Consider the following 15,608-nt stretch of genomic DNA (forward strand, 5'->3'; position numbering starts at 1 on the left):
TGTTGAAACACTGACCTGTGCCGAGGGGATTTATCCCCGTTCGGCTGCGCAGCAGTCGCAAACCCGGCTGGCTCGATTTGACTGAAAGATCGCGGTGGATGGTTTAGGGCTGCTTCGCAAAACATCGGGGATAAATCCCCTCGCCACAATAATGTGTGTCAGCCACATGTGGTTGTGGGTCAGTTGTACAAGCATGAAGATGTGTCAGTTGCACATGAGTGTGTGGCGACAGGCGCATTCGGCCCTCGCGGCCTTATGTGTTAGGCTTTGCCGGTTTGCACGATGGACGGTTATGACCCGGTGTTTCGCACGGGCGTTCTGATCGTTCCATACGCCCGCCCTCAGGAGTACTCATGCGTCTGACCCAGATTTTCGCTGCCGCCGCCATTGCGTTGGTAAGCACCTTTGCCGTCGCCGATGACGCGGCCGACAAAGCCATTCGTCAAAGCCTGGAAAAACTCGAACTGGAGGTTCCGGTCGAAAGCATTAGTGCCAGCCCGCTGCCTGGCATGTACGAAGTCAAACTCAAAGGCAGCCGCGTGCTGTACGCCAGCGCCGATGGCCAGTACATCGTGCAGGGCAACCTGTATCAGCTCGCGAATGGCAAACCGGTCAACCTGACCGAAAAGACCGAACGCCTGGGCATTTCCAAACTGATCAATGCCATCCCGGTGGCCGAAACCGTGGTCTACCCGGCCGTGGGCGAGACCAAATCGCACATCACCGTGTTCACCGACACCACCTGCCCGTACTGCCACAAACTGCACGCTGAAGTGCCCGAGCTGAACAAGCGCGGCATCGAAGTGCGCTACGTGGCGTTCCCGCGCCAGGGCCTGAATTCCCCGGGTGACGAACAGCTGCAAGCGGTGTGGTGCTCCAAGGACAAGAAAGCTGCCATGGACAAAATGGTCGATGGCAAGGAAATCAAAGCCGCCAAGTGCGAGAACCCGGTTTCCAAGCAATTCGCCCTCGGTCAGTCGATCGGCGTGAACGGTACACCGGCCATCGTTTTGGCCGACGGCCAGGTCATTCCGGGCTACCAGCCTGCGCCACAAGTCGCCAAACTGGCGCTGGGCGCGAAGTAATTCGCATCGTCACGGGCAACCGTTGACGATCGTGGTCCGGCGGCAACAGCGCCGGGCCATCAACAGAGAGCCGCGAGCACGCGGTTGTTTTCCGGCCGACCCTGTGTCGGCCGTTTCATGGGGAGTTCACAGTGAATCCGGTCAAAGTAGGCATCTGTGGGTTAGGGACCGTCGGTGGCGGTACCTTCAACGTACTTCAGCGCAACGCCGAGGAAATTGCTCGTCGTGCCGGGCGTGGAATCGAAGTGGCACAAATTGCCACGCGCACGCCAAAGCCTCAGTTCCAGACGACCGGTATTGCGATTACCAACGATGTCTTCGAAGTGGCCACGAACCCTGAGATCGACATCGTCATAGAGCTGATGGGCGGCTACACCGTTGCCCGCGAGCTGGTACTCAAGGCCATCGAGAATGGCAAGCATGTGGTCACCGCGAACAAGGCCCTGATAGCCGTTCACGGTAATGAGATTTTCGCCAAGGCACGCGAGAAAGGCGTGATCGTGGCGTTCGAAGCAGCGGTGGCCGGTGGCATTCCGGTGATCAAGGCGATCCGCGAAGGCCTGTCCGCCAACCGCATCAACTGGGTGGCGGGCATCATCAACGGCACCGGCAACTTCATCCTCACCGAAATGCGTGAGAAGGGCCGTACGTTCGAAGACGTGCTCGCCGAAGCGCAGGCGCTGGGTTATGCCGAAGCCGATCCGACCTTCGACGTTGAAGGTATCGATGCCGCACACAAGCTGACCATTCTGGCGTCGATTGCCTTCGGCATTCCGCTGCAATTCGACAAGGCTTACACCGAGGGCATCACCAAACTGACCACTGCCGACGTCAACTACGCCGAAGCGCTGGGCTATCGCATCAAGCACCTCGGTGTGGCGCGCAGCACTGACGCCGGCATCGAGTTGCGCGTGCACCCGACGCTGATTCCGGCCGATCGCCTGATCGCCAACGTCAACGGCGTGATGAACGCAGTGATGGTCAACGGCGACGCCGCCGGTTCGACGCTGTTCTATGGTGCCGGCGCTGGCATGGAGCCGACCGCTTCCTCGGTGATCGCCGATCTGGTCGACGTGGTTCGCGCGATGACTTCCGACCCGGAAAACCGTGTGCCGCACCTGGCCTTCCAGCCGGACTCGCTGTCGGCGCATCCGATCCTGCCGATCGAAGCCTGCGAAAGCGCTTACTACCTGCGCATTCACGCCAAGGATCATCCGGGCGTACTGGCTCAGGTGGCGAGCATCCTGTCGGAGCGCGGCATCAATATCGAATCGATCATGCAGAAGGAAGTCGAAGAGCATGACGGCCTCGTGCCGATGATCCTGCTGACCCACCGCGTGGTCGAGCAGCGTATCAACGATGCGATCACCGCGCTGGAAGCACTGGCTGGCGTCGATGGCCCGGTTGTACGGATCCGTGTCGAACATTTGAACTAAAAGCAGCGGCAAGCGGCAAGTTACAAGCGGCAAGACGAAGCGGTTCGGCTTTGACTTGCAGCTTGCAGCTTGAGGCTTGCAGCTCAAACCAAAGGTTTGCCCCTATGCGTTATATCAGTACTCGCGGCCAGGCCCCGGCCCTTAATTTCGAAGAGGTCCTGCTGGCTGGTCTGGCGACCGACGGCGGTCTGTACGTCCCGGAAAATCTGCCACGTTTCACTCAGGAAGAGATCGCTTCCTGGGCTGGTCTGCCTTATCACGAACTGGCGTTCCGGGTGATGCGCCCGTTTGTCACCGGCTGCATTCCGGATGCCGATTTCAAGAAGATTCTCGAAGAAACCTACGGTGTGTTCGCCCACAGCGCCGTGGCGCCACTGCGTCAGTTGAACGGTAATGAATGGGTGCTTGAGCTGTTCCACGGCCCGACCCTGGCGTTCAAGGACTTCGCCCTGCAACTGCTCGGTCGCCTGCTCGATTACGTGCTGGAAAAGCGCGGCGAGCGCGTGGTGATTGTCGGTGCCACCTCCGGTGATACCGGTTCGGCGGCCATCGAAGGCTGCAAGCATTGCGAAAACGTCGACATCTTCATCCTTCACCCGCACCAGCGTGTGTCGGAAGTACAGCGTCGGCAAATGACGACGATCTTCGGCGAGAACATCCACAACATCGCCATCGAAGGCAACTTCGACGACTGCCAGGAAATGGTCAAGAACAGCTTTGCCGATCAGAGCTTCCTCAAAGGCACGCGTCTGGTGGCGGTGAACTCTATCAATTGGGCGCGGATCATGGCCCAGATCGTTTACTACTTCCATGCCGCGCTGCAGTTGGGCGGTCCGGCGCGCTCGGTGTCGTTCTCGGTGCCGACCGGCAACTTCGGCGACATCTTCGCCGGTTACCTGGCGCGCAACATGGGCCTGCCGATCAACCAGTTGATCGTGGCGACCAATCGCAACGACATCCTGCACCGCTTCATGAGCGGCAATCAGTACGTCAAGGAAACCCTGCACGCAACGCTGTCGCCGTCGATGGACATCATGGTCTCGTCGAACTTCGAGCGTCTGCTGTTCGACCTGCACGGTCGCAACGGTGCGGCGATTGCCGGTTTGATGGACTCGTTCAAAAAGGATGGCAGCTTCAGCGTGGAACAAGAGCGCTGGACCGAAGCGCGCAAGCTGTTCGACTCGCTGGCGGTGGACGATGCGCAGACCTGCGAAACCATCGCCGACGTCTACGAGCAGAGCGGTGAAGTCCTTGATCCGCACACTGCCATCGGCGTGAAGGCTGCGCGCGAGTGCCGTCGCAGTCTGGACATTCCGATGGTGATTCTGGGCACTGCCCATCCGGTCAAGTTTCCCGAGGCAGTGGAGAAAGCGGGTGTAGGAAAAGCGCTCGAACTACCTGCACATCTTTCTGATTTGTTTGAGCGAAACGAGCGCTGCACCGTGCTGCCAAACGACCTGAAAGCCGTGCAAGCCTTTGTCAGTCAGCACGGCAACCGCGGCAAGCCACTCTAAGCCAGTAAAAGCTGTCACATTTTGAAGCCCGTCTCCTGACGGGCTTTTTTGTTTCTGCTGCCACACTGCTCGGGTTTTCACCCACGAAGGACGGGTGAGTCGATCACGAAGGAAATGGCAATGCTGTTTTACAGAGGTTTGAAACCGGCACTGGGCTGGTTGTTTTTGTTGGCGGTGCTGGGATGGATGCACAGCGGCGTGGCGGCGCAGATGGCACTCGATCAGGCCAATGCGGCGGTCAACGTGGCGGCTGTCGAGCTGGATGCGCAAGAGCGGCAGTGGATCCGCGACAACCCCAGAGTGACGGTGGCATCGGTGCAATATCCGCTGTACCTGTTTCAGGACGAACACGGCCAATGGAGCGGCCTGAACAACGATGTGCTCAAGCGCGTCAGTGCAATGACGGGCCTGCAATTCGAGCATCAGGAGTCGTTCTCCACCGATCATATGCTTGAACGTCTGCAAAGCGGGGTCGCGGACATCAGTACGACATTGGCCATGAGTGATGATCGCAAGGCGTTTCTGGATTTCAGTCATGCTTTTGGAGGGGCAGGCTGGGTTTTTGTCGGACATGCCAACACCCCAAGGGTGGAGTCTTTCGAACAGCTGGCCAAGCGCGTTGTGGTGTTACCCGCCCGCCATGCCCTGGAGGACGTGATTCGGCGCGATTACCCGTCGATTCAAATCCGTTCGGTGAAGACCTACGCCGAAGCGCGAGCGTTGGTGGAAAGCGGTGAAGCCTATGCGACCATCGAAAACGAAATCGGCGCGCAGCTTTATCCGTTGGGCATGCTCAAGGTCGGCGGACTGGTAGAAGGCAAGTGGGAAGCCGATCATCTGGCTGTGCGAAAAGGCATGCCGCAGCTGCTGAGTATTCTCAACAAGGCGCTGGAAGCTTTCCCGGCTGCCGAGTTGCGGGCGATCCGTCTCAAATGGCTCGAAGGCATCTCGCCGCCACCGGTGCCGTCCCTCTGGGAGCGGCTGGTCGAGTGGGCATGCTGGGCGATGGGGGTGATCGGTGTGTTCGGAATATTGTCGTTGGTATGGAACAGACGCCTGGCGGCGGTGATCAAGTTGCGCTGTGAAGCGGAAAAGGAGCTGGGTGATCAACTGGCCTTTCAGCATGCTCTGATCGATTCCATGCCAGACCCTGTATTCGTACGCGATTTGCAGGGGCGTCTGATCATCTGCAACCGCAGTTACGAAGAAGCGCTGTCGGTGCGCCTGGATCAGATGCAGGGGCGTTTGCTGATCGAGGTTGACGCATTTCCCGAAGCCACCGCGCGGATGCTGCACGACGAATTCATCGCGCAGCTGCAGACCCGCAAATCGCGCTTCAGCAAGCGCCAGTTGCTATTCAATGGCGGACCTCGAGAGGTCTATCAGTGGACCGTGCCTTTTTACAGCGGCGACGGCAAGTTGCGCGGCTTGTTGGGCGGCTGGACCGACATCACCCAGCGCCGGACCGAGAGCGGCTGCCGATGTCTGCAATAAAGAAGGGAAATGTCCTGCAAGACGCGACTACTTTTCTGATGGGAGGCTTAAGACGCCTGCCCTAGAGTGAACGACAACTGCGGTGAGAGTCCGCGATGATCGCTCCAGAGGTCGCCCATGCGCTCGCTTAAAGTTCTGATTCTTGAACCCAACCCGTTCCAACTGATGGCATTGCATCAAATGCTCAATGCCATCGGCATCTACGACGTCTTGACCGCGCCTTCGCTTTCGTCAGCCTTGTGTTCTCTGGGGCACCGCGGTGCGGTAGATATTGCCATTTGCGATCCGCAACTCAAGGGTGGCGATGGCCTGGCCCTGATTCACCATTTGGCCGCCCACCATGAGGCGCGCGCGCTGATTCTGCTGGGGTCTGTCGCGCAGAGCCTGTTGAGTGATCTGGAACCGGTGCTCCGCCAGCAACGTCTGCGTCTGCTGGGGCGTCTGCAGACGCCGGTCTCGGCAGTGTTGATGAGGGGGCTGCTGGACAGCTATCTGATCACACCACAGGAACTCGTCGAGGTCTGAAACCGGCGGTTATTTTTCTGTCATCTTCGCCGTGCATGCTCTGTCAGACGCAGGCCCATGAGATTGGGGCGCGACAGGCAGAACTTTCTTCTCGGGCCGGTGGTCATTTAATGTGAACACGCCCCAGGCACTGTGTTTTCGGACTATTGAGTGGAGATCGAGATGGAAAGTATCAGTCTATTGCTCGGTGAGGCTCTGAGCCCGTATCAGGTGACGCTGACCCCTCGCGGCAGCCATGGTGAATGTCTGGTGACGCTGAAGAACAGCAGCGGCGCCATTGTGGTGGAACGCGAATTCAATCAGGCCCAGTTGAGCGACAAGCGCTTGCTGACCGACGTGGTGGACGGCCTGCACCGTGACGTGATGATCGCCGAAGGGCGGCTGGAACCCTGCGTCATTGCGGCGTTGCGCAATGCAGCTCTGGACAAGCGTCCGGCCCTGTAAAGATGAAATATTTTTTGTGGGAACCTTCCTGCATCCCTGTCAGTCAGACCCCATAACAGCAGGATCAAGCATTGTGCTCCGGTGCTTGTCGCTTGCTGCTACGGGTCTCGAAGCAGACCCCGTTTAACCCCGAGTCGTCTCCCCACTTCTCGGGGTTTCTTTTGCCCGGCGTTTGCGCAGTGCGCGGCTTGTTGCTCGAAAAACCGAAGCGCCCGGCGGTGCTCAGATGGCCCCGTCTTCACGCAGCCGAGTGATTTGCGCCGCGTCGTAGCCCAGATCGCCAAGCACCTGAGCATTGTGTTCGCCCAACTGCGGCCCGACCCATTCGGACGACCCCGGCGTTTCCGACAACTTCGGCACGATGCCGGGCATTTTGAAATTCTTGCCGTCCGGCAGCTTGGCATGCAGGAACATTTCCCGCGCCAGGTATTGCGGATCGTTGAACATGTCCTCGGCGCTGAAGATCCGGCTGACCGGTACGTCGGCCTGGTTGAGCAAGTCGAGAACAGTCTGCAGCGGTAGGGAATTGACCCAGCGATCGATCACGCCATACAACTCGTCGCGACGACCGTCGCGGCCGTCATTACTGGCCAGCACCGGGTCGTTGGCCAGATCTTCACGGCCAATCACGAGCATGAAGCGTTTGAAGATCGCATCGCCATTGGCACCGATCTGCACATGCTTGCCGTCGGCGCTGGTGTGGATCGAAGAGGGCGTGATGCCTGGCATGATGTTGCCGCTGCGCTCGCGGATGAAACCGAAGACGTCGAACTCCGGCACCATGCTTTCCATCATCGCGAAAATGGCTTCGTAGAGCGCAACGTCGACTACTTGGCCCAGTCCGCCGTTGACCTCGCGATGACGCAGCGCCATCAATGCACCGATCACGCCCCACAGCGCGGCAATCGAATCGCCGATGGAGATCCCGGTGCGCACCGGTGGCCGGTCTTCGAAGCCGGTGATGTAACGCAGACCGCCCATGGATTCGCCGACCGCGCCAAAACCTGGCTGGTCTTTCATCGGCCCGGTCTGACCGAAACCGGACAGACGCACCATCACCAGTTTCGGATTCAGTGCGTGCAGGGTCTCCCAGCTCAGGCCGAGTTTTTCCAGTACGCCGGGTCGGAAGTTTTCGATAAGGATGTCGGCTTCACTGAGCAGCTTTTTCAGGATCGCCAAACCGTCAGGGTGTTTGAGATTGAGGGTCAGCGACTTCTTGTTGCGCGCCTGGACAAACCACCACAACGAGGTGCCTTCGTACAACTTGCGCCACTTGCGCAGGGGATCGCCGCCGTCCGGCGATTCGATCTTGATCACTTCGGCGCCGAATTCGCCGCAAATGCGCGAGGCAAACGGCCCGGCGATCAGCGTACCCAATTCAATGACTTTCAGACCCGAGAGCGGTTTGCTGGTGAACGGCATGCGAAATCCTGTAGGACAAGGCTGAACGGATACAGGGTTTTAACATAGCCGGCTGTCAGACGCCGCAGCTCGATCGCCATCAATTCGATGATTGCCTGTGGCATCGGTTAGACTTGCCGACTTTCCTCGTATCAAGAAGCCCGTTCATGGCCCAGCCGTCCACTACCTACAAATTCGAACTGAACCTCACCGACCTCGACCGCAGCGTCTACGAAAGCGTCAAGCAGACCATCGCCCGTCATCCTTCGGAGACCGAAGAACGCATGACCGTGCGGCTGCTGGCCTACGCGCTCTGGTACAACGAGCAGCTGTCGTTCGGCCGTGGTCTGTCAGACGTGGATGAACCGGCCTTGTGGGAAAAGAGCCTGGACGACCGTGTCCTGCACTGGATCGAAGTCGGCCAGCCGGATGCCGATCGCCTGACCTGGTGCTCGCGCCGCACCGAACGCACCAGTCTGCTGGCCTACGGCAGCCTGCGTGTCTGGGAAACCAAGGTGATCCCGGCGATCAAGAATCTGAAAAACGTCAACATCGCCGCCGTTCCGCAGGAAGTGCTGGAGACCCTGGCCAAGGACATGCCCCGCGTCATCAAGTGGGACGTGATGATCAGCGAAGGCACGATCTTCGTCACCGACGACCGCGGTCAGCACGAAGTCCAGTTGCAATGGCTGCAAGGTGAGCGCGGCTGAGGTCGCGACACCGCTGATATTTTCCCACGAATCAAAGAGAAGCCTCCCTCGCCCCATGCGTATCGAACCTCGTCAACTGCCTGCCACGCTGCCTTTCCTCGGTGATCTGCCGCCACTGCTGACCCGCCTGTACGCGGCGCGGGGCGTGCAGTCGGAGGCGGAGCTGGACAAAAGTCTGGCGCGCTTGATCCCGTTCCAGCAGCTCAAAGGCATCGATGCGGCGGTTGACCTGCTGGTGACGGCATTGGAGCAACGCCAGCGCATTTTGATCGTCGGCGACTTCGATGCGGACGGCGCCACCGCCAGCACCGTCGGTGTGCTCGGCCTGCGCCTGCTGGGCGCTGCGCATGTCGATTATCTGGTGCCGAACCGTTTCGAATACGGCTATGGCCTGACGCCGGAAATCGTCGAAGTCGCGCTGACCCGTGAACCGCAACTATTGATCACCGTCGATAACGGCATCTCCAGCGTCGAAGGCGTCGCGGCGGCCAAGCGCGCCGGACTGAAGGTTTTGATCACCGACCACCACTTGCCCGGCGATGAACTGCCGCAGGCCGATGCGCTGGTCAATCCGAACCAGCCGGGCTGCGAGTTTCCGAGCAAAGCGCTGGCCGGCGTCGGGGTGATTTTTTATGTGTTGATGGCCTTGCGCGCACGCCTGCGCAGCCTTGGCTGGTACGAGAGCAAACCGCAACCGAACATCGGCGAACTGCTCGATCTCGTGGCGCTGGGCAGCGTCGCCGACGTGGTGCCGCTGGATGCCAACAACCGCATTCTTGTGCATCAAGGGCTGGAGCGGATTCGTGCCGGCCGGGCGCGGCCGGGGATCAAGGCGATCCTCGAAGTCGCCAAGCGAGAGGCTGCGCGGATCACTTCCACCGACCTGGGTTTTATTGTCGGCCCTCGCCTGAACGCCGCCGGGCGTCTGGACGACATGAGCCTGGGCATCGAATGCCTGCTCACCGCCGACGCCAATCTGGCGCGGGAAATGGCTGCGCAACTGGACGGCATGAACCAGGATCGCAAATCCATCGAGCAGGGCATGCAACGTGAAGCGCTGGCGCAGCTCAAGGATCTGCCGGTCGAGTCGATGCCGTTCGGTCTGTGCCTGTTCGATCCGGAGTGGCACCAGGGTGTGATCGGCATTCTTGCTTCGCGTATGAAAGAGCGCTATTTCCGCCCGACCATTGCTTTCGCCGATGCCGGTGACGGCTTGCTCAAGGGCTCCGGACGCTCGGTGCAGGGCTTCCATATTCGCGATGCGCTGAGCGTGGTCGCGGCGCAGCATCCGAACCTGATCGCCAAGTACGGTGGCCACGCGATGGCCGCAGGTCTGACCTTGGCGCAGGAGAATTTTCCCTTGTTCGCCGAGGCATTTGACGCTGAAGTACGTAGGCAACTTCGCGAAGAAGACCTCACCGGGCGCATGTTGTCGGACGGCACGCTGGCCGTCGAAGAGTTTCACCTCGAACTGGCCCGCGCCTTGCGTCACGCCGGGCCATGGGGGCAGCATTTCCCCGAGCCGCTGTTTCATGGCGTGTTCCAGTTGGTCGAGCAGCGCGTGGTTGGCGAACGGCATTTGAAAGTGGTGCTGAAAAGCGAATGCGGCTCGGTGAAGCTCGATGGCATCGCGTTTGGCATTGATCGCGATGTATGGCCGAACCCGACGATTCAATGGGTGGAACTGGCTTACAAGCTCGACGTTAACGAGTTTCGCGGCAACGAGACTGTGCAGCTGATGATTGCTCATATCGAACCGCGTTAAGCCATTCGCGAGCAGGCTCGCTCCCACAATACGGTGCAGTCTTGTGGGAGCGAGCCTGCGCGCGAAAGTGTCCTTTCACACACTGAATTACTCTGAACCCTCCGTCATTCCCGGTTGTCGACTAGGCTCTAAGCACTGCTTGATTGGCCTTGTGACGTCTTGTCGAATTTTTGCCCGCGGGGGCGGGTGTCGCACCCTTTTTCTGTCACTCGTCGACTTTTCAAACAGAACCCTGGAGCCTGCCCACTGATTCGAGAGGTGCCCCATGAGTCTGCTGCTTGAACCCTTTACCCTGCGCCAACTGACCCTGCCCAACCGCATCGCCGTGTCGCCGATGTGCCAGTACTCCAGCGTCGACGGCCTGGCCAACGACTGGCACCTGGTGCACCTGGGCAGCCGCGCGGTGGGCGGTGCCGGTCTGGTGTTTACCGAAGCTACGGCGGTTACCGCCGACGGGCGCATCACCGCCGAAGACCTTGGCCTGTGGAACGACGAACAGATCGCCCCGCTGCAACGCATCACTCGCTTCATCACCGCGCAGGGCGCCGTCGCGGGTATTCAACTGGCGCACGCCGGGCGCAAGGCCAGCACTCACCGGCCGTGGATCGGCAAGCATGGCAGCGTCAAACCCGAAGATGGCGGCTGGACCCCGGTCGGACCATCGCCGATTGCCTTCGATCCGCAGCACACCCAACCGAAGCAGCTGGATGAGGGGCAGATCGCCGAGGTGATCCAGGCCTTTGTCGATGCGGCCAAACGCGCGCTGACGGCGGGGTTCTGCGTGGTCGAGGTGCATGCCGCGCACGGCTATCTGCTGCATCAGTTTCTTTCGCCGCTGAGCAATCAACGCCGCGATCAGTACGGTGGTTCGTTCGAGAATCGCATCCGCCTGGTGCTGCAAGTCACTGAAGCGGTGAGGGCGGTGTGGCCGGAGGAATTGCCGGTGTTTGTCCGCGTCTCGGCAACCGATTGGGTTGAAGACGGCTGGAATCCGGATGAGACCGTGGAGCTGGCGCGTCGCCTGCACACGCTGGGCGCCGATCTCATTGACGTGTCTTCAGGAGGGACAGCTGCAAACGCGGAAATTCCGGTTGGACCCGGATATCAGACGCGCTTTGCCGAACGGGTACGCAAAGAGTCAGGCATCGCCACCGGCACTGTCGGCATGATTACCGAGCCTGCCCAGGCCGAGCACATTCTGCGTACCTGTCAGGCCGATATCATTTTCCTTGCCCGCGAACTGCTGCGTGATCCGTACTGGCCGCTGCATGCCGACGATGATCTGGGCGGGCGCAAAGCGGTGTGGCCGGCGCAGTACCAGCGCGCGACCCATCGGGATCAGCCCATTCATGAGTCGGATTTGCGCGATTGATTGAAGGTTGAAAAGCAAAAGCCCCGAGCCGGAGATGGTCGGGGCTTTTTTATTCGGCAGAAGTTTGCGTTTTCCAGGCGGGCCTTTTCGCGAGCAGGCTCGCCCCCACAGTAGGAATGCGGACTCCTGTGGGAGCGAGCCTGCTCGCCAATGACGCCAGAACCGCCGCCTTAGAACCTCAAGGGTATTTGCGCTTGTCCGGCGCCGGCGGGAAGTACTGGTACAACCAGGTCTCGCTCAACGTGCGGTCATTGGTGCGAATGAACAGGCGCAATTCCACTGGCTCTACGCTGTCATTGGTCGGGTACCAGTCGAACAGGATCCGATAACCCTTGATGTCATCCAGCACCAGCACGCTGAAGTCCTGCACCTTGCCGTTGGAACAGGTAATCACCGGCTCGATCCCGGTGCCCTGCGGCAGGCGCTCGAGGCCGCCGCCGGTGAAGTCCACGGCAAAACGGCGCGCCCAGACTGGCGGGTAGTGTTCACCCGGCGCCCAACCCTCGGTGAAGCCGCCCATGCCCGAACGCGTCGCGTGCACTCGCGCCAGTGGCGTGCCGACCGGTGGCAGCGCGCTCCAGTACAGCTTGTACCCGTAGTTCAGCGAATCACCGGCAGCCACGGGTTTCTTCGGCGTCCAGAACGCGACGATGTTATCCAGCGTCTCGCCGGTCGTAGGAATTTCCAGCAGGTCGATCGAGCCTTCGCCCCACGCGGTAGTCGGTTCGACCCACAGGCTCGGGCGCTTGCTGTACCAGTCGACCGTGTCCTGATAATTGGCGAATTCGTGGTCGGTCTGCACCAGTCCGAAACCCTTCGGGTCCTTGTCGGCAAATGCGTTGAATTGCAGCGTCGCCGGGTTGTTCAACGGACGGCAGATCCACTCGCCATTGCCGCGCCACATGGCCAGACGGTCGGAGTCGTGAATCTGCGGGTGAATGGTGTCGCACATGCGCCGTTCGTGGGTGCCGCAGCTGAACATGCTGGTCATTGGCGCCACGCCGAGTTGTTCGATGGTGGTACGAGCATTGATGTGCGCGTCGATTTCCATGACCACGCGCTCGGCCTGGCAATCGATGTCGAAGCGATAGGCGCCGGTCGCGCTCGGCGAGTCGAGCAGGGCGTAGACCACAAAACGCGTGGCGTTCTTGTCAGGCGTCTCGAACCAGAACTTGGTGAAGTCGGGAAACTCTTCGCGCTTCTTCGCGTAGGTATCAATGGTCAGGCCGCGCGCGGAGAGGCCATATTGGCCAGTAGCATCGACCGCACGGAAATAGCTGGCGCCGAGAAACGACACCACATCATGCCGATCCAGCTCCGGCGCCTTGAACAGTTTGAAGCCGGCAAAACCCAGATCGCCCTTGAGCTGCTGGGTGTCGACCGAAGTGTTCTCATAATTGAACAGCGCCGGGCGGAAATGCACCTCGCGCGCCATGCGCGTCTTCGGATCAACGCTGTACATGCGCACCGGCTGACGGAAACCCATGCCGACATGGAAGAACTGCACGTCCAGCTGACCTTTATTTTCCTTCCACAACGAATGCTCGCCGTCGTAGCGGATCGCGTTGAAATTCTGCGGAGTCATGGTTGCCAGGGTTGGCGGCAACACCTGTTTCGTATCCTGATAGGCTTTGCCGGCGAGCTGCTTGGCCTGGCGCTTCAACGATTCGAAATCAAAGGCCTGAGCCTCGCCATCGGCGGCGCCGCCATTGGCTGCCCAGGCGCGGGCGGCTAGCAGGCCCGACGCGGAAAGACCGGTATAGGCCGCAATGGCCATGGACGCTTTGAGCAAATTCCTGCGGTGCATAAATACAACCTGTCGTGTGCAATCCAGCGCCGTTCCTGGCACCTGTCGGATCGGAAATTACGGTTCGGTCATGCCTTCGGCCAAACGCAACGGACTATAAACAGATGCCCGCTAGCTTAATCGGTTCGATTGTCGGGCAAAAAGGCTTGTTTGCGTTGCGTCATCTGGCAATGAAACAAGACATGTCTGTAATTTTTCTGACAGGGCTCTCTGATTTAGAGGGCATATCTGCTTTTTTCGATTAATTACTCTAAAAACCACTTTTCAACGCCGATTTAATTCCTATTCTATGGGCAAGACCGGATACAAGCCTTCGTGCCGGCGGGGCACACGACGCTGCTCGAAGAGGCAGGGCGATGTGAGGTTCAGCAGTTTCTTGACTCAATAGAGAAGGACATCGTCCATGGCAAAAATACAGGGCATCACCGAAATGTTGGGCATCTTCCCTTGCTTGGTCGGCGGGCGCAGAAGACGCCGTCTCAATTCCGAAGAATTGAAGCTGGTGGAACGTTATCGAGAGCTATCGGAAAGCGACCGGATCGCCATGCGCTATCTGGTGGATGCGATGCGGAGTGTTTCGCGGTTTTAGCGCTGAAGCAGGCACCTTGAAAGCCATCTGGCGTTGAAGGTGGACAGATAAATTAACCTGACCTGTGGCGAGGGAGTCTGCTCCCTTGCCACAGTTTTTTGGCAGCAACTGGATGATGCCGTAGGAAATGGGAGTTTTTCAGGAAGGTCGTATCTGTAGGAAATGCCTGTTTTTGTGCAGGCATCAGCGTGACCACCCCTACCCGGTGTTTTTTCCGTTATCTGTTTGATCTTACGCATCGCTGCAGATGCCCGGCCCTTGGTTTCAGGGCTTAAGAGATTGTTACGAATAACGGAGAATTCGAATGAAAGTGTCCCTAAAGCAGATTAATGGCCCTTGGGATCAGGGCTGGGTGCTGGACAAACACATGGTAAGTAGTACCTTTCTCGGCAACGATGATCGCGGGCACCCATGTTTCGATAATCAGCGTACCGAGATAGGTGAGGCGACCTACCAGCTCAAGTACCAGAAGGATTGGAACCAGGTCGGCCCACTTGCTCAAGCGGTAGCGACAAATGTTTTTCCAAAACTGGATCAGGTAGGTTTCGTGGTGCCTATGCCTGCTTCAAAGATTCGTCAGCGACAACCTGTTACTGAGGTCGCTCTGGCGTTAGGACGAATTATCGGGCGGCCGGTTTTCTCGGATTTGCTTCGGAAAGCGAACACAGGGAAGTCGCTCAAGGATTTGCATTCCAAAGCCGACAAGGTAGCCGCGATTGGAGACAGTTTCAGCGTCAATGATGAAATCACCACCGATGGGCGCTGGAATGTTTTGGTTGTAGATGATTTGTTTGATAGCGGCGCGTCGATGGACGCGGCCTGCGCTGTTTTGCGTAAATATCCGAAGGTGGGGAAAATTTACGTCGCAGCGCTAACCTGGAAGTGAACTCAATGACGACTGTATTTATTGCCGGCTCTATCAATATCAAGAACCTTGATCCCAAGGTAAAGGAGCGCATCAGTAATATCGTGGCGTCCGAGTTTGAGGTGGTAGTGGGTGATGCGGGTGGCGCAGACACCTCGATTCAGGAGTACCTACTGAGCCTCGAAGGATCCAGAACAACGGTCTTTTGCAGCGGTTCGGTACCGAGGAACAATCTTGGGCGGTGGCCCGCCAGGACCGTGGTCTCAAAACATTCCAAGGGATCGAGAGCCTTTTTCACCGAAAAAGACCTGGTCATGGCCGAAGCGGCTGATTACGGGCTAATGATATGGGATGCCAAGAGTACCGGTACGCTCAGCAACGTTATTGAACTGTTGTCGAGAAAAAAGAAGTCGCTGGTATTCGTCAACAAGGAAAAGCAGTTCAAAGTGGTCGGGGACGTCAGTCAGCTCGAGGAGTTGATTGCAGTCATGTCCGATCACGCCAGGCAAAAAGCCAACGAAAAAATCCGTTTGTTTGATCGTATTTCCTTACTGAAACATGATCAGGCGGAGCTTTCCTTCTAATGATTGTTCTTGGCTTT

14 protein-coding genes are annotated in these 15,608 nt (G+C 58.8%); 12 read left to right on the forward strand and 2 right to left on the reverse strand.

The genetic code is table 11. From position 1 onward, the window contains the following. Positions 1–353: 353 nt before the first annotated feature. The 6 genes from dsbC (at position 354) to ACZ0AZ_RS14010 (ending at position 6,498) form a co-directional block, all read left to right on the forward strand. Positions 354–1,085: a bifunctional protein-disulfide isomerase/oxidoreductase DsbC gene (gene dsbC, locus ACZ0AZ_RS13985; protein ID WP_129999849.1), complete on the forward strand. Its 732-nt coding sequence runs from the start codon at positions 354–356 to the stop codon at positions 1,083–1,085. Positions 1,086–1,216: 131 nt separating this feature from the next. Continuing rightward, positions 1,217–2,521, forward strand: a complete 1,305-nt coding sequence (locus ACZ0AZ_RS13990) for a homoserine dehydrogenase (protein WP_024011722.1) — start codon at positions 1,217–1,219, stop codon at positions 2,519–2,521. 104 nt (positions 2,522–2,625) lie between these two features. Next, a complete protein-coding gene (gene thrC, locus ACZ0AZ_RS13995) occupies positions 2,626–4,035 on the forward strand; it encodes a threonine synthase (RefSeq protein ID WP_129999848.1) in 1,410 nt (469 codons plus the stop codon). A 120-nt stretch (positions 4,036–4,155) separates the two neighbouring features. Beyond that, positions 4,156–5,529 (forward strand): transporter substrate-binding domain-containing protein, encoded by a 1,374-nt coding sequence (locus ACZ0AZ_RS14000; protein ID WP_039759104.1) that lies wholly within the window; start codon positions 4,156–4,158, stop codon positions 5,527–5,529. 117 nt (positions 5,530–5,646) lie between these two features. Then, positions 5,647–6,054: a response regulator gene (locus ACZ0AZ_RS14005; protein ID WP_039759102.1), complete on the forward strand. Its 408-nt coding sequence runs from the start codon at positions 5,647–5,649 to the stop codon at positions 6,052–6,054. 162 nt (positions 6,055–6,216) lie between these two features. After that, on the forward strand, positions 6,217–6,498 hold the full coding sequence (locus ACZ0AZ_RS14010; protein ID WP_016771530.1) for a DUF3509 domain-containing protein: 282 nt from the start codon (positions 6,217–6,219) through the stop codon (positions 6,496–6,498). Positions 6,499–6,720: 222 nt separating this feature from the next. Here ACZ0AZ_RS14010 and ACZ0AZ_RS14015 read toward each other — a convergent pair whose 3' ends face one another. Continuing rightward, positions 6,721–7,920 carry a CaiB/BaiF CoA transferase family protein gene (locus ACZ0AZ_RS14015; RefSeq protein WP_129999845.1) on the reverse strand — a complete coding sequence of 400 codons (1,200 nt, stop codon included), beginning with the start codon at positions 7,918–7,920 and terminating at the stop codon, positions 6,721–6,723. Between the two features lie 146 nt (positions 7,921–8,066). Here ACZ0AZ_RS14015 and ACZ0AZ_RS14020 point away from each other — a divergent pair, with 146 nt between their 5' ends. The 3 genes from ACZ0AZ_RS14020 (at position 8,067) to ACZ0AZ_RS14030 (ending at position 11,746) form a co-directional block, all read left to right on the forward strand. Then, entirely contained in the window at positions 8,067–8,609 is a 543-nt protein-coding gene (locus tag ACZ0AZ_RS14020; protein WP_007908961.1) for a YaeQ family protein, read from the forward strand. Between the two features lie 55 nt (positions 8,610–8,664). After that, the gene (gene recJ / locus ACZ0AZ_RS14025) at positions 8,665–10,374 is read left to right on the forward strand and encodes a single-stranded-DNA-specific exonuclease RecJ (RefSeq protein WP_415763555.1); all 1,710 of its coding nucleotides are present in this window, start codon (positions 8,665–8,667) and stop codon (positions 10,372–10,374) included. 265 nt (positions 10,375–10,639) lie between these two features. Continuing rightward, positions 10,640–11,746 (forward strand): NADH:flavin oxidoreductase/NADH oxidase, encoded by a 1,107-nt coding sequence (locus tag ACZ0AZ_RS14030; RefSeq protein WP_463537568.1) that lies wholly within the window; start codon positions 10,640–10,642, stop codon positions 11,744–11,746. Between the two features lie 178 nt (positions 11,747–11,924). Here the strand turns inward: ACZ0AZ_RS14030 and ACZ0AZ_RS14035 are convergent, their stop codons facing one another. Further along, entirely contained in the window at positions 11,925–13,553 is a 1,629-nt protein-coding gene (locus ACZ0AZ_RS14035) for a glucan biosynthesis protein D (protein WP_463537569.1), read from the reverse strand. 403 nt (positions 13,554–13,956) lie between these two features. On the opposite strand from ACZ0AZ_RS14035, the gene ACZ0AZ_RS14040 reads away from it, so the two are divergent. From ACZ0AZ_RS14040 to ACZ0AZ_RS14050, 3 genes are all read left to right on the forward strand, one after another. Next, the gene (locus tag ACZ0AZ_RS14040) at positions 13,957–14,142 is read left to right on the forward strand and encodes a hypothetical protein (protein WP_129999843.1); all 186 of its coding nucleotides are present in this window, start codon (positions 13,957–13,959) and stop codon (positions 14,140–14,142) included. Positions 14,143–14,446: 304 nt separating this feature from the next. Continuing rightward, positions 14,447–15,028 (forward strand): ComF family protein, encoded by a 582-nt coding sequence (locus ACZ0AZ_RS14045; protein WP_463537570.1) that lies wholly within the window; start codon positions 14,447–14,449, stop codon positions 15,026–15,028. A 5-nt stretch (positions 15,029–15,033) separates the two neighbouring features. Beyond that, on the forward strand, positions 15,034–15,591 hold the full coding sequence (locus ACZ0AZ_RS14050) for a hypothetical protein (protein WP_090281937.1): 558 nt from the start codon (positions 15,034–15,036) through the stop codon (positions 15,589–15,591). Positions 15,592–15,608: the final 17 nt, after the last annotated feature.

It is taken from the genome of Pseudomonas sp. AC239 (assembly GCF_979258545.1).